We start from the raw sequence: 18,277 nt of genomic DNA, 5'->3' as shown, positions 1-18,277 counted from the left end.
GGATCTTCAACTGCGAACCATGGGAGGAAGGACCGATGGAAGACGGTCTGGATCGTTTCGTGCGATCTGTTGAACGGGTGGTGATCTGGGTGGCCGGGGCCGGCGCGATCATTGTGCTGATTCAGATGCTCTGGATCTCCTACGGGGTTTTCGTGCGCTACGGTCTGGGCAAGCCCGACCGGATGGTAACGGAGGCAACCGCTCTTCTGCTGTTCCCCGTCGCCTTTGCCGGGCTTGCCTATGCGCTGCGCGAGGATGCGTATCCCACTGTCACCATGGTCACCGATCTTTTCGGCCGCAGGGTGCGCAAGGCGCTGCGTGTCGTCAATCTGGCGCTGATGCTGGGGGTGGGGCTCTTCTTTTCCTATGCCGGCATCAGCGCCACGATCCGCGCGTGGAATTCGGGCGTTGCCTCCGAAATCCTGCACTGGCCGCGATATCTGTTCTGGGCACCCGGTGCCGTCGCGCTGGTGCTTTTCTCATTCTATGCCGTGCTGCGCCTGATTCAGGCGATCCGCAAGCCGGCCGAAGCGGAGTATCACTGATGGAATGGTATACCGTCGCACTTGGACTGTTCGGCCTGCTGATGCTGCTCATCGTCATCGGCCTGCCCATCCCCTTCGCGCTTGCCGCGGCGTCCCTGCCGTTCCTGTGGCAGATCCAGGGATTCGAGACATCCATTGTCTCTTCCGAGCTAAAACTATGGGGCGTCTGGATCGATTATATCCTGCTCGCGGTGCCGCTATTCGTGTTTCTGGGCGAATTGATCGGGAAATCGCGGATCGGGCCGAACCTCTATCAGTTCCTTCATCAGGGCGTGCGTCTCAAGGGATCGGCAGCCTATGGCTCCATCGGCGCGAGCGCGGGCTTCGGGGCGGTATGCGGCTCTTCCATGGTCGGCGCTTTGACCATCGGCGGCGTCGCGCTGCCCGAAATGCTGCGTCTGGGATATGGAAAACGGCTGTCGAGCGGCGTTCTTGCGGCGGGCGGCACGTTGTCGGTGCTCATTCCGCCGAGTCTCATCCTGCTGTTCTACGGCATCGTCACCGATCAAAGCATCGGCGATCTGTTCATCGCCGGTGTCATTCCGGGGCTGATCCTCGTGTCGAGCTTCGTCGTTGTCGTTCTGGTCTGGGGTGCGCTCAAGCCCGAGGACATTCCCACAAGCGAAGACGCGACGAAAATGCCGCTGTTGATGATCCTGAGCACGGTCGGCCCGGTCATCCTGATCGGCCTCGTCATCACGGTTGCGATCTATGCCGGCATTGCCACCCCGACCGAAGCGGCCGCGGTCGCGTCCCTGCTGACGGTGGTTCTGGCTTTCGGCGTCGGCGGGCTCACATGGAGCGGTTTCAAACAGGCGCTTTTCTCCACGATGCGGACGATGGGCTATCTCGGCCTGCTGCTCTCGGCCGGTGTGCTGTTCGGCTTCGTTCTGACCTATTACCGCGTGCCGCAGCAATTCACCGAACTCTTCCTTTCGCTCGATCTGTCACCGACGACGGTTCTGATGATTGTCATCGTCTTCTACGTCATTCTCGGCATGTTCCTCGAACCGGTCTCGATGACCTTCATCACCCTGCCGACGATTTATCCCCTCATGAGCGCGGCAGGGTTCGATTTGATCTGGTTCGGGGTCGTCTACACCATCACCATGGAAATCGCCGTGCTCACGCCGCCGGTCGGGCTCAACCTCTATGTCATCCAGGCGATCAGCCGCGAGCAGGTATCCATCGGGGACGTGATCGTCGGCTGCCTGCCTTTCATCGGAGCAATGATCCTTTTGATCGCCATTCTCATCATCGCCCCGCAGGTCGCGTTGTGGCTGCCGGAGCAGATGTGATGATGCAGAACGGCATCCTTCCTCACCGGCGGAGCGGTCAGGGTGTTCCTTTCGTGCTCGTGCACGGGTATCTTGGCGGATCGGCGCAATGGCAGGCGGAGATCGCGCATTTCTCGGACCGGTTCGATGTGATCGCACCGGATCTGCCCGGCTTCGGAGAGGCGTCATCGCTTCGAGGATGTGACCGGATCGGCGATATGGCCGCCGCCATTCTGGGCACACTGGACGGATTGGGCGTGACAGAGTTCATCCTGATGGGCCATTCCATGGGCGGCATGATCGCACAGGAAATCGCCGCCCGCGCCGGCGCGCGGGTGCGCAAGCTGATCCTCTACGGCACCGGTCCGCTCGGTCTTATGCCCGACCGTTTCGAGCCGATCGGTCTGTCGCGCGAGCGTCTCGGATCGGACGGAATCGCCCGGACCGTCTGCCGGATCGGAGCGACATGGTTCCGGCACGGGGAAGAGGCGCCCGGTTTCGCCGTCGTCACCGAGATCGGCCAGCGCGCCAACCCGCAGGCGGCGCGTGCCGCGCTCGATGCGATGGCCGAATGGGACGGCCGCGCGGCCCTGTCCCGGCTCGGTATGCCGACGCTGGTGGTCTGGGGGCATCACGACCAGTCCTACAAGTGGCCGCAGGTCGAAACGCTATGGCGAAACCTGCCGAACGCGACCCTATCGGTCATCCCGGGCGCCTCTCATGCTGCCCATCTGGAAAAACCGCGGCTCTTTCACGCGACGATCGAGGATTTCCTGTTCGATTGAAAAGAAGCAGGCACCCCCCGCTCAGGTCTCGGTTCTGAGCGTCGGATCGAACCGGTCGCGCACCCAGTCTCCGACGAGGCTGATCGACAGGGCGAGCAGAAAGATCACGATGCCCGGAAAGACCGTCAGCCACCACGCCGTCAGAAGCCGGTCGCGCCCTTCGCTCATGATCTGGCCAAGGCTCGTCAGAGGCGATTGCACGCCGAGGCCAAGAAAGCTCAGCGCTGTTTCCAGAAGCACGGTCAGCGGCAGGTTGACGGTGAACTGCACCAGCGCGACGGAGATCACATTCGGCAGGATATGACGCAGGTAGATGCGATAGGGCGAGGCGCCGAGCGCGCGCACTGCGGTGACGTAGCCTTGTTCCCTGGCCGCCAGAACGGCGCCGCGCATCAGGCGCGCGTAGACTTCCCAGCCCGTCAGGCCGATCAGGAAAAGAAACAACGTGAAGCTGCTGTCGAACATCGCCAGCACGAAAAGCGCGACGACGATGATCGGCAGGGAGGCCTGCACATCGATGGCGCCGACGACGATGGTTTCAACGATCCCGCGCCGCGCGGCGGCCAATATGCCAAGAAGCGATCCGAGGATCGCGCCGATCAGCGTGCCGACGACGGCCACGATCAGCGTGATCTGCGCGCCGACCGCGAGACGCACCAGCAAATCGCGCCCGCGCGCATCTGTGCCAAGCGGATAGGTCCAGTCTCCACCAAAGCCCACCGGCGGTTTCAGCCGGTCCATCAGCGACGTTGCGCGGTATTCGTGCGGCGACAGCCATTGCCCGAACAGCGCGAACAGCACGAAGAGGATCAAAAAACCGAAGGCGAGTTTGACCGCCAGCGGGATCGGCGTCTTGCGTTCTGCCATCAGCGCACCCTGATCCTTGGGTCGAGCACCAGATAGAGCAGATCGACGATGAGATTGGCGGTGATCATGGTCGCGGCGATGGCCAGCACCAGAAATTGCACCGTCGCGATATCGCGCGTGGCGACCGACCGCACGAGGAGTTGGCCGACACCTGGCCAGGCAAAGACCTGCTCGGTCACGACCGAGCCGGCGATCAGGCTTCCGACCGACAGACCGACGAGCGTGACGAGGGGGATCGACGCGTTCGGCAAGGCGTGGCGGATCAGGCGCCTGCGATAGGGAATGCCGCGCGCCTCGGCGGCGAGCATGAACGGCTTGTTGATCGTCTCAAGCAGCGAGGACCGGGTGAAGCGCGCGTAGCTTCCCATCGAGGCAAGGCCCAGCGTCAGCGCGGGCGCAAGCACGCCGGCCCCCTGCCCGCCGAGATAGACCTGAAAGGCCAGCGAGCCGATCAGGATCATCCCGAGACCGAAGAGAAAATTCGGCATCGCGAAGGCGAAGACGGAAAACCCCATCACCGCCCGGTCGATCGGCTTGCCCCGGTTCAGCGCGGCAATCGCGCCGAGCGAGAGGCCAAGAACCAACGCGATGAGCAGCGCCGTTCCGCCGAGGTAAAGCGTGGCTGGCAGGCGGTCGAGAAAGACTTGCAGCGCAGGGCGGCCGGAATGGATCGAATAGCCGAAATCGCCCTGAAGGATGCGCCCCAGATAGCCGGTGTATTGCGCCCAGAGCGGCTGGTCGAGCCCGAGCGCGCGGCGGTATTGCTCGATCACCTCCTGCGGCGCGTCAGGTGGGGCGAGCGCGGCGGCCGGATCGCCGGAAAAGCGGATGAAGATGAAGACAAGCGTCACGGTGACAAGCAAAGTGATTGCGGCGCGGGCCAGCCGCGAAAGCACATATCCGATCATGCCGCCAGCCCGCCTTTCCGCCCCGGCGCGGAGTTGAGCAAATCGCGCGTGTAGTCCTTTTGGGGGTGCTCGAAAACCTCTGCGGTCGGCCCCTCTTCGACCACACGGCCGTTCTGCATCACCAGAACCCGGTCCGAGATCGCGGCGGCGACATGCAGGTCATGGGTGATGAACACCATCGAAAATCCGAGCGATTTCTGCAACTCGGTGAACAGATCGAGGATCTGCACCTGAATGGACACATCGAGCGCGGAAACGGCCTCGTCCGCGATCAGAACCTCGGGTTCGAGGACGAGTGCACGGGCGATGCAGATGCGTTGCCTCTGGCCGCCGGAGAATTCCTGCGGATAACGCGCGGCGGCTTGCGGGCCGAGCCCGACACGTTCGAGCATTTGGCGCGCTCGCTCGTGCGCCTGCTTGCGCGGCACGCCGTGGATGATCGGCCCTTCGGCCACCGCGTCGAGCGTCCTGAACCGCGGATCGAGCGCGCCGAACGGGTCTTGCAGCACCACCTGCACCCTGGCCCGGAAATCGCGCAGCGCCCGGCCGCGCTCATGGGTGATGTCCTGCCCCTTGAACGCGATCGTGCCGCTTTCCACGTCCTCGAGCCGCAGCAGGCATTTGGCGAGCGAGGATTTACCCGACCCGCTTTCCCCGACAACGGCAAGCGTCTGCCCCTTGTGCAGGGTCAGGTTCACGTCGCGCACGGCGGCGACCTCTGTGCGATTGAAGAAAAAACCGCGCCTGTAGGTCAGGTTCAGATCGCGCACCGTCAGAACAGGCGCGCCGGCATCCCCACCCTGCGCGCGCCCCTCCAACGAAGCGGCGTCGAGCAGGCGTTTGGTATAGGCGTGTTGCGGTGCGCGCAGAACCGACTCCGCCGCGCCGTGTTCGACGATCAGACCGTCCTTGAGCACGACGACATGATCGGCAATATCCGCGACCACGCCGAAATCATGCGTGATGAACAGGACCGATGTGTCGAACTTCTTCTTCAGTCCGTCGATCAGGTCGAGGATTTCCGCCTGCGTCGTCACGTCGAGCGCGGTGGTCGGCTCGTCCGCGATGAGCAGCGCGGGGTTCAGAAGCAGCGCACCTGCGATGACGATCCGCTGCGCCTGCCCGCCCGACATCTCGTGCGGATAAGATCTGTAGGCGCGGTCGGGGTCGGGCAGTTGCACCGCCGCCAGCATGTCCATCACCCGCTTGCGCCGCTGCGATTGCGGAACACCGTGAACCTGAAGGATCTCTTCGAGCTGGCGGCCGACACGCTGGATCGGGTTCAGGCTCGATACCGCGTCCTGAAACACCATTGCGACCTGCGTGCCGCGCAGCCTGTTGAACCGATCCGACCGCTGCGGCGGGGTTTCGGTGCCTTGCAGGGTGATCCGGCCCCGCTCCATCCGCAGCACCGGGGGGAGCATCCCCATGATCGCCTGCGCGATCACCGATTTGCCCGAGCCGCTCTCCCCCACAAGGCACAGTGTCTGGCCCGGCGCCATGGTCAGATCGATTCCGTCCGCCGCATGATCGCGGTCGGCGCCGGGCGGCAGCGCGATCCGCAGATCGCGCACCTCCAGCACGGGGGGCGTGGGAGAAGCGGCCATTGCGCGTGCGTCAGCCCATGTAGAGCCGGTCAAAGACGGTCACGGAATCGTTGCCCGGATCCCAATCGAGATCCTCGCGCACTCCGTAGCTGACCACGTTGCGCCACAGATACATGCCGGGGGTGACGTTTTCCCATTCCTCGACCAGATCGAGATAGGCCGCCTTGCGCTCCTCGAACTCCTGCGCGGCGGCGAAGCGTTCGCCAAGCTCCAGGAAACGCTCGGTCGGTTTCCATGTCTTGTGTGCTGCCGTGGCGCGGGACGAATTCGGCCCCCAATCGAGCCAGAGCGGGCGGTAGGGATCGCCCGAGAATTCGCTCGACATGGACATGTTGAGCAGGTGGAACGGGCGCTGATAGGCCAGCGAGAAATTGTCCACGATGCGGATGCGGACGTTGACGCCAATGTCGCGCCACTGCTCGACCATAAATTCGGCGGCGACCTCGTAATTGGGATAAAAGCCCCGCACGATATGCCAGATCAGTTCCTCGCCGTCATAATCGCTTTGCGCCAGCAACTCGCGCGCGCGCTCTGGATCGAAACCGTAACGCGCCTTGCGGCCCTCATCGTAATAATCGCCGTATTCCGGGAAATTGAACGGCGCGGGAACAAAGGTCGCCCCATCCCAAAGAGCCGCCGCGATTCCCTCGCGGTCGATGGCGGACACCATCGCCTTGCGCAGGTTGGCATCGGTCAGGGGGTTGTTCGGCAACTCCTCGGTTTCGAGCGTGTTGAAGGCGAACATCGGGTAATTCTCGATGGATTTCTCCATCACCCGCACGCCGGGCGTGTTGCGCACCTGTTCGATCTGGTCCGACGGGATGTTGACGATCACGTCGAACTCCCCCGCGGCCAGCCCCGCATAACGAGTGGAGAATTCCGGCACGATGCGGAAGGTCAGGCTGCTGGCCGGGACAGGCCCGTTCCAGTAGTCGTCGAACGCCTCCGCGCGAAGCTCGGTCGAGGGGTCGAAGGAGACCAGCTTGTAAGGGCCGGTGCCCATCGGGTTTTGCCCGAAGGCATCCTTGCCGACCTCCTCGTAATAGTGCTTGGGCAGAACGAAACCGATGGGCGTGACCATACGGTAGGGAATCGACGGATCGGGCCGTTCCGTCTCGACCTCCACGGTGAGCGGCCCGACGGCCTCGACCCGCACGATCCCGGCGACATAGCGCGTGCCGCGCGGCGCGTCCGGCTCATCGCCCCAGAGGCGCTGCTCGGAGATCGAAAACGCCACGTCCTCGGCGTCCATCACATGCCCGTCATGGAACTTCACCCCCTCGCGTAGCTGGAAGGTCCAGACTGTCGGCGACGTGCGTTCCCAGCTGGTGGCAAGCCACGGCACAAGCTCGGTGCCGTCAGGATCTTCCCAACGGTTTCGGCGCACGAGCGTATCGAAGATGTTGGTATGCACCCGCCCGCCCGATGTGGAGATGCCGATCACCGGGTCCATCGTTTCCCAGAGGTTGTCGACCGCGATGACGAGATCTGGGCGCGCGTCTTGCGCAAGCGCGGCGAGCGGCCGGAACGCCGATGCGGTGCCGATGGCGGCGGCGCTGGCAAGAAGGGTTCTGCGTGTCGTCCTCATGAGATGTCCTTTCGGGTTCGTCAGTTCAGGCCATCATGGCCGGCCACATGATTCAAGTCATAGTCTCGTTCATTCTTCAGCGACGGGATCTGCTCGCGCGCCCGCCTCACATGGTTCAGATCGAGATCGACAACCGCAAGCCCCGGCTCGCGCCCGCCCATGTCGAGCAGAACCTTGCCCCAGGGATCGACGATCATCGAATGGCCCCATGTCTTGCGCCCGTCATCGTGATGTCCGACCTGCGCCGCCGCGACGATGAAGGCGCCGTTCTCGATTGCCCGCGCGCGCAGCAGCGTTTCCCAATGCGCCTCCCCTGTCGGCACGGTGAAGGCCGAGGGCACGAAGATCACCGTCGCGCCGCGCTTTGCGTAGTCGCGGTAAAGGTGCGGGAAGCGCAGATCGTAGCAGATCGTCAATCCCCAAGGCCCCCAAGGGGTCTCCACCAGAACGGCGGTTTGTCCAGCGGCGTAGCGCTTCGATTCGCCCGTGGCCGGACGACCTTCAAGAAAGACATCGAAAAGGTGGATCTTGTCGTAGCCCGCAACGGATGAGCCGTTCGCATCGATCAGGTTCCCGTGGTTGAGAAACCGCCCGTCCCCGCTGGCAATCGGCGTGGAGCCGGTCTGAATCCACAGGCCATGCTCGGCCGCCAGCCGCCTGCAAGCCGCAATGAACGGGTCGTCCTCCTCGCGCGTGATCCGGCTGCGCGCGTCATCGACATCCTTGTTCATCATCCCCGCCGCCTCGGGCAGCGCCAGCAGATCGCAGCCCTTGGCAGCCGCGTGCCGCGCGGCATCCTCGGCAAAGGCGATATTGCCCTCGTGCCGGTTCGTCGACGTCATCTGCGCAAGGCAAACCCGCAGGTTCTCGGCCATTCGCCCACTCCTTCAGCCTGTTACCGTCCAAGCGATGAATACACAGCATAAGCCCGAAAGCACTGGAAACGCGATGGCCTATTTTCGGGTCGGAACGCCTGAAAACCCGATGCCGAACCTTCGCAGGTCGACGAACTTCAGACCTCTGCGGATCAAACCGCTTTTGAAAACGCTGTGGCGTCCGAAGGGCAATATCTCACAAGAAATTCGAAACCGATGCAGCCCCGGACGCGTTGGACACCCTGATATCGCGTAACATCCAAGGATTGCAGACAGGCCATGCGACTCCGTTCATCGCGTCTATCCCACATGGATCGCCGCCGTGGTTTTCCGGGGCGGGCGGCGCCGGGGGAAAGCGCTCCAACTTTTCGGTTCGGTCGCACCTGTGATGGGTGTTAGCCTGTTACGACACGAATAGAAGACGACGCTTTATGCCAGAGACATGGAACACGATATATTGCGGCGCAGCGCCCCTACCCGATGAAATCTGGGCGCGGTGGAATTTCGATCCCGTGCTGGTGGCGGCGCTTCTGGTCCTGGCGGTGCTGCTGCGTCGCTCGCCTTCGGGGCTGCTCGGTGTGGCGGTGCTGGTGGCGGCGTTCGTGTCGCCGCTTTGCGCCTTGTCGTCAGCGCTCTTTGCAGCGCGGACCGTGCATCATGTGCTGATCATTGCGCTCGCTGCGCCGCTTCTGGCATTGGCGGTGCCGGCGCGCAGGCCCGGACCGGCGATGCCGGCGTTCCTCGTTTCGACGGCGGTCCTGTGGCTTTGGCACTGGCCGGCGGCCTATGACGCGGCGTTGTCTTTCGTGCCACTTTATTGGGTGATGCAGCTGTCGCTGCTCGGAGCGTTCTTCTGGTTCTGGCGGGCGGTGCTGCATCCCGCCGGGCCGCTCATGCCGTCGGTCCTGACAATCCTCGCGGGGTGGATGCAGATGGCGCTGCTGGGCGCACTGCTGACCTTTGCGCCCGCGCCGCTTTACGAGGCGCATCTCGTGGCGCCGATGGAATGGGGTCTGACCGCGCTGTCCGATCAACAGCTCGGCGGGCTCATCATGTGGGTGCCCGCGGGCCTTCCGTTCCTGATTTGGGCGGCGCTGTCGATGCGCGGCCTCTGGCGCCGGATGGCGGGAGCCCCCGCATGATCGACGCGCTGGTCCCGGCGATTCCGCATATCAAGGCGCTGCATGTGTCGATGCTGTCGATCTGGTGCGCAGGGCTTTTCGCGCTACCGCTCGTGTTGGCACGGCACGATCCGGCGATCGGTCAGCAGGACTATGCCATCATCCGCCGTGTGGGCCATTACGGGTATATCTTCCTGGTGACGCCATGCGCACTTTTCGCCATTGGCAGCGGGCTTTTGCTTCTGTTCCTGCGCGAAGCGTTCGAGCCCTGGATGTTCGCCAAGCTGGTATTCGTCGCTTTGCTGGTGGCGCTTCACGCCTGGGTCGGGCGCGCGGACATGAGTGTTGCCGAGGACGCCCGCTCCGAAAAGCCCCTTTCGCCGCGTATTCCGCATGTGGCGCTGACGGCGCTGATCGCCGCCATTCTGACGCTCGTTCTGGCCAAGCCGGATCTTGGTGCCATACCGATGCCCGGCTGGCTGACAGAGCCGGTCGGCCTTCACTTGCCTTTCGATGTGCCCAGACGATGATCGAAGACCAAAGCGCCCCCGTGCCAGCCGGTCGCCATGACGACCAGCGTGTTGAAGCCCGAAAGCAGGATGCCATAGGGCAGAACGGCGCTCTCGTAGCCGTAGAGCCGGTATCCCCAGTTCGCCCCCAGAAGCGACAGCAGCAAAACCGCAATCACCGCATGCGTCCATGCAGCGGCGTGAATTCGGATGCCGGAGACCAGCAACAGTTCGGCCGTGCCCGTCGCGGCGGCGATGAGGCCGAACAGGAACGCCGTTCCGGCCGCCCAGACGCCGGCGCGGGCCCAGAAAAGCTCCCCAGACAGCCAGTAGAGCCCGTCGGCCCCCAGCGTGCAGAAGGTCAAAGCCACCGGGAAGGCGACCGTCATCGCATGGAGCGGATGGCCCCATATGCCGATTATCGTTTCGGTCTGGTCGATCCCCGGATAGTCCTCGATCGGATCGTCCAGCGCCTCGATCTCCTGCCGCGTGGATTTCTGCGCCATGTGACGGGTCTCCGTTTTCGTTTCGTCGTCCTGTCGGGCGCCGCGCTTGCCCTTGGCGGATGCGACGCCGCGCTGTCGAGCCTCGATCCCGCCGGTCCGGCGGCAGAGGTCATCGCGCAGCTATGGTGGGTGATGTTGGCGGGAGGCACAATCATCTTTCTGATGGTGATGACCCTTCTTGCGCTATCCTTCCGCAGGGGCAACGAACCGCGGGGGCCGGACGGTGCGGCAGGCGAGCGGTTATGGATCGCCGGGCTGGGGCTTGGGTTCTCCATCACGGTGCTGGCCGCTTTGCTGGGATATGCGCTTTTCGTCGGGGAACGGCTGCTGCCCCGATCCGCGCCCGATGTGGTGGCCGTTTCGGCCGAGGCGCGGCAATGGGCCTGGAGCTTCACCTATACGGACGCGCCGGGCCGCGTGACGCAAGACGTGCTGCATATTCCGGCCGGGCGGCCCGTCGATGTGTCCATCACCAGCGCCGACGTCGTTCACAGCTTCTGGGTGCCGCGTCTGGCCGGCAAACTGGACGCGATCCCCGGACACACGAATGTGCTGCGGATCGAGGCGGCCACTCCCGGCGATTATGCCGGGGTCGGTGCCGAATACAACGGCCCCGGCTATCTGGGGCAGGTCTTTACCGTCCGCGCACATGACGAGCAGGGCTGGCAGGCCTTTCTGGCAGGGGGCACGCCATGAACGCATTGCGCCGCCATCGCGCGCTGACGCGCATCTGGGCCTCGGAGCCGGGCTGGAAAGGCTGGTTCACCACGGTCAACCATACCGATCTGGGGCGGATGTTCCTGACGGTTTCGGTGATCTTTTTCCTGATCGGCGGGCTTCTGGCGATGCTGATCCGCGCGCAGCTCGCCTCGCCGCGTTCGGCCTTCATGGGGGCGGAGACCTATGCGCAGGTCTTTACCATGCATGGCACGATCATGATGTTCCTCTTCGCGATTCCTCTTTTCGAAGGGATGGCGATCTATTTCCTGCCCAAGCTGCTCGGCACGCGCGATCTCGCCTTCCCGCGCCTCACCGCCTACGGCTTCTGGTGCTACGTCTTCGGCGGCGCGATGCTCATCTTCGCGCTGCTGGCCGGGATCGCGCCGGATGGCGGGTGGTTCATGTATCCGCCGCTGACCTCGGCGATCTATTCGCCGGGGATCAACACGGATTTCTGGCTGATCGGCATCACCTTCGTCGAGATTTCGGCGATCTGCGCGGCTGTGGAGTTCACCGTGACGGTGCTGCGCTACCGCGCGCCGGGGATGAGCCTTGCGCAGATGCCGATCTTCGCCTGGTATGCGCTCGTCACCTCGGTGATGATCCTCACGGGCTTTCCCCCGCTCATCCTCGGCTCGATCCTGCTGGAGCTGGAACGCGCCTTCGGCATGCCCTTCTTCCAGGTGGTGCAGGGGGGCGACAGCCTGCTTTGGCAGCATCTGTTCTGGCTATTCGGGCACCCGGAGGTCTACATCATCTTCCTGCCCGCGGCCGGGGTGATCTCGACCATCCTGCCGGTGCTGGCGCGCACGACGCTGCTCGGCTACGGCTGGGTGGTTGCTGCCGCGGTCTCGCTCGGAGTGCTGAGCTTCGGGCTCTGGGTGCACCACATGTTCACCACCGGCATCCCGCATATGGGGCTGGCGTTCTTTTCCGCAGCCTCGACGCTGGTGGCGGTGCCGACGGCGGTGCAGATTTTCGCCTGGATCGGCACGCTCTGGAAGGGACGGCCCCGGCTCGTCCTGCCGATGAAATGGCTGCTCGCTTTCTTTGCCACTTTCGTCATCGGCGGGCTGACCGGCGTCATGGTCGCCGTGGTGCCGTTCGACTGGCAGGTGCATGACACGCATTTCATCGTCGCGCATCTGCATTACGTGCTGATCGGCGGTTTCGTCTTTCCGATGCTGGCGGCGCTCTATTACTGGATGCCGCAGGTGACAGGGCGCAGGCGGTTCTTCAAACTGGGGGAAACGGCGTTCTGGCTCGTTGCGGTCGGGTTTCACGCGACCTTCCTCGCGGTGCATTGGGCCGGGTTGCTGGGCCAGAGGCGGCGCACATGGACTTATGAGGAAGGCCAAGGCTGGGAGATCATCAACCTGGTCGCCTCCGTCGGAGGGTTCGTGACCGCCATCGGCTTCGCACTGGTGATCCTCGACATTTTCATCAACGCCATCGTCGCCACGCGCGGAGCGCGCAACCCGTGGGGCGCCGGCACGCTGGAATGGGCCATGCCGACGCCGCCCGCCGCCTATAATTTCGCCAGCCTGATCGAGGTGCGCGGGCGCAATCCGCTGCATGACGATCCCGATCTGGGCGTCCGCATCGCACGGGGTGAGGGCTATCTCGGAGACCCGGAGCGCGGCGCGCGCGAGACGCTCATGGTGGACGTGTCCACCGGACAGCCCGCGCAGATCGTCACCTTTCCGGGCAATACCGCATTGCCGATCGTGATGGCAGCAGTGACGGGATGCGCGTTTCTGGCCATGCTTCTCAAGCTTTACTGGCTGGTCCCGCTCGCGGTTGCGGGGGTGGCGGCGCTGGTGATGCGCTGGATCTGGGTCCAGCGGCCAAGGCACCCCGCCAGGCATCTCGACGCGGGGCGCGGCCTCACGCTGCCGGTATCCGGCTGGGTAATCGATCCGCCCGGATGGTGGGGGTCGGTGTTCCTGCTGGTGGCCGACGCGACGCTCTTCGGATCGCTGCTCTTCGGCTATGCGTTTCTTTGGACCGTCGCCCCCAACTGGCCGCCCCCCGCCTGGCTCATTGCCGAGGGATGGGGCGTGACACTGGCCGCCGCCGGAATCCTGCTGGCTCCCGCCGGGGCAAGGCTCGCGGCAAGGCGCGCAATGGCAGGTCTTGCGCTCGCGCTGACTGGCGCCGCGTTGATCTCGCTGGCCGCGGCGGGGCTTCTTGCCGCTGCCAACCCCGCCGCACACGCTTTCGATGCGACGGTGACGGTCATAGGCGGCTATATCCTCCTTCACGCCGGTATCACGGCGCTCGCGGCACTTTATTGCGCGGTTCTCACGATCAGGATGCCCGACCCGCCGCCCGGCCCCTTCCGCATCCTGCGGCTCTGGACCGACTACGCCGCCATCGCGGCGCTGATCGGGCTCTCCGCCGCTTGGCTGCCCGGAGCGGTCGCATGATGGATATCCTGCGCCTGTCCCTACCGCTCGCGCTCTGGCTCGCCAGCTTCAGTGCGGTCTACGGGCTTCACGGCCTCATCTGCTCGGGCAAATGGGCGTCGCTCGGGCTGACCGAACTTTCGGCCCGCGCCGCCCTCCTCATAGCGACTGCGCTCGCCGTTGCGGTTCAGGCCGCGCTGGTCTTCGCCTTGCGCAGCCCGCCATTCGCCTCGCCCTCGCCCTCGCTTCGCCGGGTCTCGCTCACCCTTGCCATCGTCGCCCTGATCGCCACAGGATGGACGCTCTTCCCGGCGGCACTGATGACGATGTGCGGACCGGCCGACTGGTAGGCGTCATCACAAACCTCGCACGGCCTTCGCTCACGATGCCAGGGGTTCATTCAGACGATCCAACGCGCTGAACCGTGCCGTATGCTTGTCCACTTGGTAACAGTCTGCATGGTCCGGCGCGGTGCGGGCCAGCCTGTCCACGGACTCGATGATCGCATCCGCCTTGGCGTCGCTCATCAGGGCAGAGAAATTCAGCCGCACCCAACCGGGCTTGGCGGTTTCCTCTCCACGCTCAAGCGCGGCAATGGTGGCATCCGACGCGGCGCGATCGAGCCCGAGCAGCCGGTGGCCGTAAGGTCCGGCGCAGGCGCAGCCGCCTCTCGCCTGGACGCCGGCCAGATCGCTCAGCAGGCGGGTGAAGAACTGGTGGTGAACAAGCCCGCCCTGCCCGTCGCGGACCTGAAAGGAGAAGATCGGCAGCGCTTCGGCCTCCGGCTGTCCGAGCAACACGATCCGGTCATTGGCGCGCCAGACCTTCAGCGCCCTTTCCCGCAGCTGCGCCTGCCGCACCGTGAGCCAATCCTGCCCCAGCGCCTCCTTGACGAGCAGCGCCAGCGCAGCGCGGATGTCGCCGATCACATTGGGCGTGCCACCCTCCTCGCGCGCGGCAAGCCGGCCCGAATAGACATGCCCCCAGGGCGAGACGAAACTGACCGTGCCACCACCGGGCAGCGTCGGGGCGCTGCGCTGTGCGATCTCGTCGCGGATCACGGCCACGCCGCTGGCACCCGGCCCTCCGGGGAACTTGTGGCTTGAAAAGACGATGGCATCCTTCTGCGCATCGCTGCCGGCGCGCATGTCCATCTCGCAATAGGGGCCGGCGCAGCCGTAATCCCAGATCGCCAGCGCCCCATGCGCGCGCAGCGTCCGGGTCACGGCATCGACATCGCTCAGCGCGCCGGTCACGTTGGACGCCGCCGAGAAACTGCCGACGATCCTCGCCGCGCCGCGCGCGTGTTCCAGCGCGCGGACCAGATCGTCCAGATCCACCCCGCCACCCTGCGCTTCGGCGATCTCGACCACCTCTGCGCCGCTCTCGCGCCAAGGCAGGATGTTGGAATGATGCTCATACGGCCCGATAAGCACGACCGCCCGACGGCCCGCGCGCACCAGCGCTGCCAGATCGAGCAAACCGACGATCCGGTTGATCCCGGCGGTCGAGCCGGCGCCCGTAAACACGACGCTCATCCCCGGCGCGGCCCCGGTCAGGCGGGCGATTTCGGCCCGCGCGGCCTCGCGCAGCTTGCTCATGTATGCGCCGCAGAACGACGCCTGCGTGTGGGTGTTGGCATAATAGGGCAGCACCCGGTCCCGGATGAAATCCTCAACCTGCGCAAGCGCGCGGCCCGAAGCGACGTAATCGGCATAAATCATCGTGCGCGGTCCGAACGGCCCGTCGATCCGCAAATCCTCGCCAATCAACCCGGCGCGAATACGGTCATGGATATCTGCACCGCTCAGCATCGTCTTGAATTCGTCGAGCGCGGTCATGAAGCCTCCTTGCCATCGCTGTGGTTCATGCAGGATGAACCAAACATACGCAGATATCTTCACAGATTTTGGCCCTTGATCTGTCACTAACGGGTCATATGATCGACATATGACCGAACGTATGGATCATTTCGATTTTCGCATCCTCGAAGAGTTGCAGCGCGATGCGGGACAATCGCAACGCGCGCTCGCCGATAAGGTCGGCCTGTCGCAAAACGCCTGCTGGCGCAGGCTCAAGGCTTTGGAAAGCTCCGGCGTGATCCGCGGGCGCACCGTGGTCATCGACCGCGAGCGAATGGGCGCGGGTTTCGTCGTCTTTTCGCTCATCAAGACGCGTCATCACTCCGCCGATTGGCTGCGCGGCTTTCGCAACCATGTGTCGGCAATTCCCGAAGTGATCGATTTCTACCGCATCGGCGGTGAATACGATTACCTGCTCAAGATCATCGTCAGCGACATGGCGGGCTATGACCGCGTCTACAAGCGTCTGATCGAAACGATCGAACTTGAAACCGTAACGTCCTATTTCGCGATGGAAAGCATCGAGGAACAGCGCCCTATCCCGCTGCGATAGCGAAAGACTGACTGCCAGAAGCCCGCTACGCGCTTGCGCGACGCGGGCCGGGGCGGGTCAGAACAGCACCTCGGGAAGCCATGTCGCCAGATCGGGCAGCAGCCAGATCAGCGCGATGCCGACGATCTGCAGGCAGATGAAGGGCAGGACGCCGGCATAGATTTGCCCGGTCGTGACCTCTCTGGGCGCCGCGCCGCGCAGGTAGAAGAGCGAGAAGCCGAAAGGCGGCGTCAGAAAGGAGGTTTGCAGGTTCACCGCGATCAGCACGCCGAGCCAGATCGGGTCATGGCCCAGAAGGATCAGCGAGGGCGTGACCAGCGGCAGCACGATCACCGAAATTTCGACGAAATCCAGGAAAAAGCCCAGAACGAAGATCACGATCATGCAGAAGACAAGCGCGCCATTCGCGCCGCCCGGCATTTCGGCAAGGATCGCGGCCACGCGCTCCTCTCCGCCCAGACCGATGAAGACGAGGCTGAAAAACCCGGCGGCGATGATGGTTGCAAAGATCATGGAGGTCATCGTCATGGTCGATCCGACCGCCTCCTGCATCACGCGCTTTCGCAGCGCAGCGCGCAGGGCCAGTAGCACCGCCAGCGCACCGAGGATGGCGAGCCCGGCGTAAAAGAGCCCGAGCGTGTAGGCACCCATCGTCAGGTCGCTACGCTGAAAGCGGACGGGAAACGCGCCTGCGAGCAGCCCCAACAGGATCAGCGCGACCGTTCCGAGCACGATGATGCTGCGGGCCGCGCCGGTGCGATGCCCCGTCATCAGCAGCGCGCCGACCGCCCCGACAGAGGCCGCTTCGGTGGGCGTCGCGATGCCGCCGAGAATGGCGCCCAGAACCGCCACGATCAGCAGCACGGGCGGGATCACGGCACCGACAACCTCGCGCCAATCGGGCTTTGCCATGTCCCCCGGGGCCGGGGGCATGTCCCTGGGGCGCAGGATGCCGCGCGCGACGATATAGATCAGGTACAGGCAGACCAGCACCAGACCGGGGATCACGGCGGCGGCAAAGAACTGGCCGACCGACAGCGCCTCCACCGAGAATTTGCCCTGCTCGTATTGCGCCTGCTGAAACGACGTGGACATGACGTCCGCCAGGATGATGAGCAGCGTCGAGGGCGGGATGATCTGCCCCAGCGTGCCGGCGGTGCACACGATGCCCGACGCGACGCGCGCGTCATATCCCGCGCGCAGCATGGTCGGCAACGCGATCATGCCCATCGCCACAACGGTCGCCCCGACGATGCCGGTGGAGGCCGCCAGCAAGGTGCCGACCAGCACAACCGATATCCCGAGACCTCCGCGAAGCTGCCCGAAAAGGCGCCCCATCGTATCGAGCAATTCCTCGGCGATGCGGCTTTTCTCCAGAAGTGCGCCCATCAGCACGAAAAGCGGGATCGCGATCAACACCGGATTGGTGAGAACCCCGAACACCCGCTGGCCCAGTGCGCCAAGCAGCCCGATATCCATTTGCCCCAGCGCCCATCCGAGATAGGCGAAGATCACCGCGACGCCTGCGATGCTGAACGAGACCGGAAAGCCAAGCAGGATGGCGGCCATTAGCGCCGCGAACATGATCAGGTCGAGATATTCGATCATCGGCTCTCTTTCACGGCCAGCAGGCGGATCAGCAGGGCCAGCGATTGCAGCATGACCAGAACGCAGAAGGCCGGGATCAGGGATTTGAGCAGGAACACCGCCTCGATCCCGCCGACCGAGATCGGCCCTTCGAGGATCGCCCAGGAATTGCGCACCGAGGGCCATGACCAGTAGATCAGCGCCAGCATCGACGGCATGAGAAGGCAGAGATGGCCGAAAATGTCGATCCGCCGCCGCGTGCGGCGCGAGGCTTTGGCATAGAACACATCGACCCGCACGTGCTTGTCGACCAGGAGCGTATAACCCGCCGCCAGCATGAAAAGCGCGGCGTGCATGTAAAGGACGCTTTCCTGAACCGCGATGGAGTTGACCCCGAACGCGTAGCGTCCGATGACGATGGCGAACTGCACCAGCATCATCGCCAGCGCCAGCCAGCGCACCACCCAGGCCACGCCCGTGTTCACCTTGTCCAGCGCGTTCGCCAGCTGCTCCATCCTGCCCCCTCGCCGGAAAAGGACAGGGGCGCGATCATCGTCGC

The 18,277-nt window shown here is 64.3% G+C and carries 18 protein-coding genes; 9 read left to right on the top strand and 9 right to left on the bottom strand.

The window, feature by feature from the left end:
- Positions 1 to 35: 35 nt before the first annotated feature.
- The 3 genes from M3465_RS13785 to M3465_RS13775 are packed head-to-tail and all read left to right on the top strand — an operon-like array spanning position 36 to position 2,607.
- Entirely contained in the window at positions 36 to 545 is a 510-nt protein-coding gene (locus M3465_RS13785) for a TRAP transporter small permease (RefSeq protein ID WP_249502345.1), read from the top strand.
- Positions 545 to 1,843, top strand: a complete 1,299-nt coding sequence (locus M3465_RS13780) for a TRAP transporter large permease (protein ID WP_249502344.1) — start codon at positions 545 to 547, stop codon at positions 1,841 to 1,843. The genes M3465_RS13785 and M3465_RS13780 overlap by 1 nt, the downstream gene beginning before the upstream one ends.
- On the top strand, positions 1,843 to 2,607 hold the full coding sequence (locus M3465_RS13775) for an alpha/beta fold hydrolase (protein ID WP_249502343.1): 765 nt from the start codon (positions 1,843 to 1,845) through the stop codon (positions 2,605 to 2,607). The genes M3465_RS13780 and M3465_RS13775 overlap by 1 nt, the downstream gene beginning before the upstream one ends.
- A 21-nt stretch (positions 2,608 to 2,628) precedes the next feature.
- On the opposite strand, the gene M3465_RS13770 is transcribed toward M3465_RS13775, so the two are convergent.
- Genes M3465_RS13770 through M3465_RS13750 form a run of 5 tightly spaced genes read right to left on the bottom strand, consistent with a single transcriptional unit; the run spans position 2,629 to position 8,452 of the window.
- Positions 2,629 to 3,474 carry an ABC transporter permease gene (locus M3465_RS13770; protein WP_249502342.1) on the bottom strand — a complete coding sequence of 282 codons (846 nt, stop codon included), beginning with the start codon at positions 3,472 to 3,474 and terminating at the stop codon, positions 2,629 to 2,631.
- Positions 3,474 to 4,382, bottom strand: coding sequence for an ABC transporter permease (locus M3465_RS13765; RefSeq protein ID WP_249502341.1), 909 nt, complete (start codon positions 4,380 to 4,382; stop codon positions 3,474 to 3,476). The genes M3465_RS13770 and M3465_RS13765 overlap by 1 nt, the downstream gene beginning before the upstream one ends.
- Positions 4,379 to 5,989, bottom strand: a complete 1,611-nt coding sequence (locus tag M3465_RS13760) for a dipeptide ABC transporter ATP-binding protein (protein WP_249502340.1) — start codon at positions 5,987 to 5,989, stop codon at positions 4,379 to 4,381. Before M3465_RS13760 ends, M3465_RS13765 begins: the two co-directional genes overlap by 4 nt.
- A gap of 10 nt (positions 5,990 to 5,999) precedes the next feature.
- Positions 6,000 to 7,577: an ABC transporter substrate-binding protein gene (locus tag M3465_RS13755; protein ID WP_249502339.1), complete on the bottom strand. Its 1,578-nt coding sequence runs from the start codon at positions 7,575 to 7,577 to the stop codon at positions 6,000 to 6,002.
- 20 nt (positions 7,578 to 7,597) lie between these two features.
- The gene (locus M3465_RS13750; protein WP_249502338.1) at positions 7,598 to 8,452 is read right to left on the bottom strand and encodes a carbon-nitrogen hydrolase family protein; all 855 of its coding nucleotides are present in this window, start codon (positions 8,450 to 8,452) and stop codon (positions 7,598 to 7,600) included.
- Positions 8,453 to 8,883: 431 nt separating this feature from the next.
- Here M3465_RS13750 and M3465_RS13745 point away from each other — a divergent pair, with 431 nt between their 5' ends.
- Positions 8,884 to 9,594, top strand: a complete 711-nt coding sequence (locus M3465_RS13745) for a cytochrome c oxidase assembly protein (RefSeq protein ID WP_249502337.1) — start codon at positions 8,884 to 8,886, stop codon at positions 9,592 to 9,594.
- Entirely contained in the window at positions 9,591 to 10,103 is a 513-nt protein-coding gene (locus M3465_RS13740) for a CopD family protein (RefSeq protein ID WP_249502336.1), read from the top strand. The genes M3465_RS13745 and M3465_RS13740 overlap by 4 nt, the downstream gene beginning before the upstream one ends.
- Here M3465_RS13740 and M3465_RS13735 read toward each other — a convergent pair.
- Positions 10,073 to 10,588 (bottom strand): DUF2231 domain-containing protein, encoded by a 516-nt coding sequence (locus tag M3465_RS13735; RefSeq protein ID WP_249502335.1) that lies wholly within the window; start codon positions 10,586 to 10,588, stop codon positions 10,073 to 10,075. The two genes, M3465_RS13740 and M3465_RS13735, sit on opposite strands and share 31 nt — an antisense overlap.
- Here M3465_RS13735 and M3465_RS13730 point away from each other — a divergent pair, their 5' ends adjacent.
- Genes M3465_RS13730 through M3465_RS13720 form a run of 3 tightly spaced genes read left to right on the top strand, consistent with a single transcriptional unit; the run spans position 10,589 to position 14,066 of the window.
- Positions 10,589 to 11,284 carry a cytochrome c oxidase subunit II gene (locus M3465_RS13730; RefSeq protein ID WP_249502334.1) on the top strand — a complete coding sequence of 232 codons (696 nt, stop codon included), beginning with the start codon at positions 10,589 to 10,591 and terminating at the stop codon, positions 11,282 to 11,284. It abuts the gene before it with no gap.
- Positions 11,281 to 13,737 (top strand): cytochrome c oxidase subunit I, encoded by a 2,457-nt coding sequence (ctaD, locus tag M3465_RS13725; protein WP_249502333.1) that lies wholly within the window; start codon positions 11,281 to 11,283, stop codon positions 13,735 to 13,737. Before M3465_RS13730 ends, ctaD begins: the two co-directional genes overlap by 4 nt.
- Positions 13,734 to 14,066 (top strand): hypothetical protein, encoded by a 333-nt coding sequence (locus tag M3465_RS13720; protein ID WP_249502332.1) that lies wholly within the window; start codon positions 13,734 to 13,736, stop codon positions 14,064 to 14,066. The genes ctaD and M3465_RS13720 overlap by 4 nt, the downstream gene beginning before the upstream one ends.
- Positions 14,067 to 14,096: 30 nt before the next feature.
- On the opposite strand, the gene M3465_RS13715 is transcribed toward M3465_RS13720, so the two are convergent.
- The gene (locus tag M3465_RS13715) at positions 14,097 to 15,557 is read right to left on the bottom strand and encodes an aminotransferase class V-fold PLP-dependent enzyme (protein WP_249502331.1); all 1,461 of its coding nucleotides are present in this window, start codon (positions 15,555 to 15,557) and stop codon (positions 14,097 to 14,099) included.
- Positions 15,558 to 15,666: 109 nt separating this feature from the next.
- Here M3465_RS13715 and M3465_RS13710 point away from each other — a divergent pair, with 109 nt between their 5' ends.
- A complete protein-coding gene (locus tag M3465_RS13710; protein WP_249502330.1) occupies positions 15,667 to 16,131 on the top strand; it encodes an Lrp/AsnC family transcriptional regulator in 465 nt (154 codons plus the stop codon).
- A 57-nt stretch (positions 16,132 to 16,188) separates the two neighbouring features.
- Here the strand turns inward: M3465_RS13710 and M3465_RS13705 are convergent, their stop codons facing one another.
- Positions 16,189 to 17,739 (bottom strand): TRAP transporter large permease, encoded by a 1,551-nt coding sequence (locus M3465_RS13705; protein ID WP_249502329.1) that lies wholly within the window; start codon positions 17,737 to 17,739, stop codon positions 16,189 to 16,191.
- On the bottom strand, positions 17,736 to 18,233 hold the full coding sequence (locus tag M3465_RS13700) for a TRAP transporter small permease subunit (RefSeq protein WP_249502328.1): 498 nt from the start codon (positions 18,231 to 18,233) through the stop codon (positions 17,736 to 17,738). The genes M3465_RS13705 and M3465_RS13700 overlap by 4 nt, the downstream gene beginning before the upstream one ends.
- Positions 18,234 to 18,277 lie beyond the last annotated feature (44 nt).

This window comes from Marivita sp. GX14005 (assembly GCF_023370775.1).
Classification (GTDB): Bacteria; Pseudomonadota; Alphaproteobacteria; order Rhodobacterales; family Rhodobacteraceae; genus Marivita.
The sequence above is the reverse complement of the archived record's forward strand: the minus strand, read 5'-3'. Positions and strand labels throughout refer to the sequence as shown.

What these genes read in the sequence shown, in the direction of transcription:
- M3465_RS13785 (WP_249502345.1), top strand. Translation starts at nt 36, where the DNA reads ATGGAAGACGGTCTGGATCGTTTCGTGCGATCTGTTGAACGGGTGGTG.
- M3465_RS13780 (WP_249502344.1), top strand. Translation starts at nt 545, where the DNA reads ATGGAATGGTATACCGTCGCACTTGGACTGTTCGGCCTGCTGATGCTG.
- M3465_RS13775 (WP_249502343.1), top strand. Translation starts at nt 1,843, where the DNA reads ATGATGCAGAACGGCATCCTTCCTCACCGGCGGAGCGGTCAGGGTGTT.
- M3465_RS13770 (WP_249502342.1), bottom strand. Translation starts at nt 3,474, where the DNA reads ATGGCAGAACGCAAGACGCCGATCCCGCTGGCGGTCAAACTCGCCTTC.
- M3465_RS13765 (WP_249502341.1), bottom strand. Translation starts at nt 4,382, where the DNA reads ATGATCGGATATGTGCTTTCGCGGCTGGCCCGCGCCGCAATCACTTTG.
- M3465_RS13760 (WP_249502340.1), bottom strand. Translation starts at nt 5,989, where the DNA reads ATGGCCGCTTCTCCCACGCCCCCCGTGCTGGAGGTGCGCGATCTGCGG.
- M3465_RS13755 (WP_249502339.1), bottom strand. Translation starts at nt 7,577, where the DNA reads ATGAGGACGACACGCAGAACCCTTCTTGCCAGCGCCGCCGCCATCGGC.
- M3465_RS13750 (WP_249502338.1), bottom strand. Translation starts at nt 8,452, where the DNA reads ATGGCCGAGAACCTGCGGGTTTGCCTTGCGCAGATGACGTCGACGAAC.
- M3465_RS13745 (WP_249502337.1), top strand. Translation starts at nt 8,884, where the DNA reads ATGCCAGAGACATGGAACACGATATATTGCGGCGCAGCGCCCCTACCC.
- M3465_RS13740 (WP_249502336.1), top strand. Translation starts at nt 9,591, where the DNA reads ATGATCGACGCGCTGGTCCCGGCGATTCCGCATATCAAGGCGCTGCAT.
- M3465_RS13735 (WP_249502335.1), bottom strand. Translation starts at nt 10,588, where the DNA reads ATGGCGCAGAAATCCACGCGGCAGGAGATCGAGGCGCTGGACGATCCG.
- ctaD (WP_249502333.1), top strand. Translation starts at nt 11,281, where the DNA reads ATGAACGCATTGCGCCGCCATCGCGCGCTGACGCGCATCTGGGCCTCG.
- M3465_RS13720 (WP_249502332.1), top strand. Translation starts at nt 13,734, where the DNA reads ATGATGGATATCCTGCGCCTGTCCCTACCGCTCGCGCTCTGGCTCGCC.
- M3465_RS13715 (WP_249502331.1), bottom strand. Translation starts at nt 15,557, where the DNA reads ATGACCGCGCTCGACGAATTCAAGACGATGCTGAGCGGTGCAGATATC.
- M3465_RS13710 (WP_249502330.1), top strand. Translation starts at nt 15,667, where the DNA reads ATGACCGAACGTATGGATCATTTCGATTTTCGCATCCTCGAAGAGTTG.
- M3465_RS13705 (WP_249502329.1), bottom strand. Translation starts at nt 17,739, where the DNA reads ATGATCGAATATCTCGACCTGATCATGTTCGCGGCGCTAATGGCCGCC.
- M3465_RS13700 (WP_249502328.1), bottom strand. Translation starts at nt 18,233, where the DNA reads ATGGAGCAGCTGGCGAACGCGCTGGACAAGGTGAACACGGGCGTGGCC.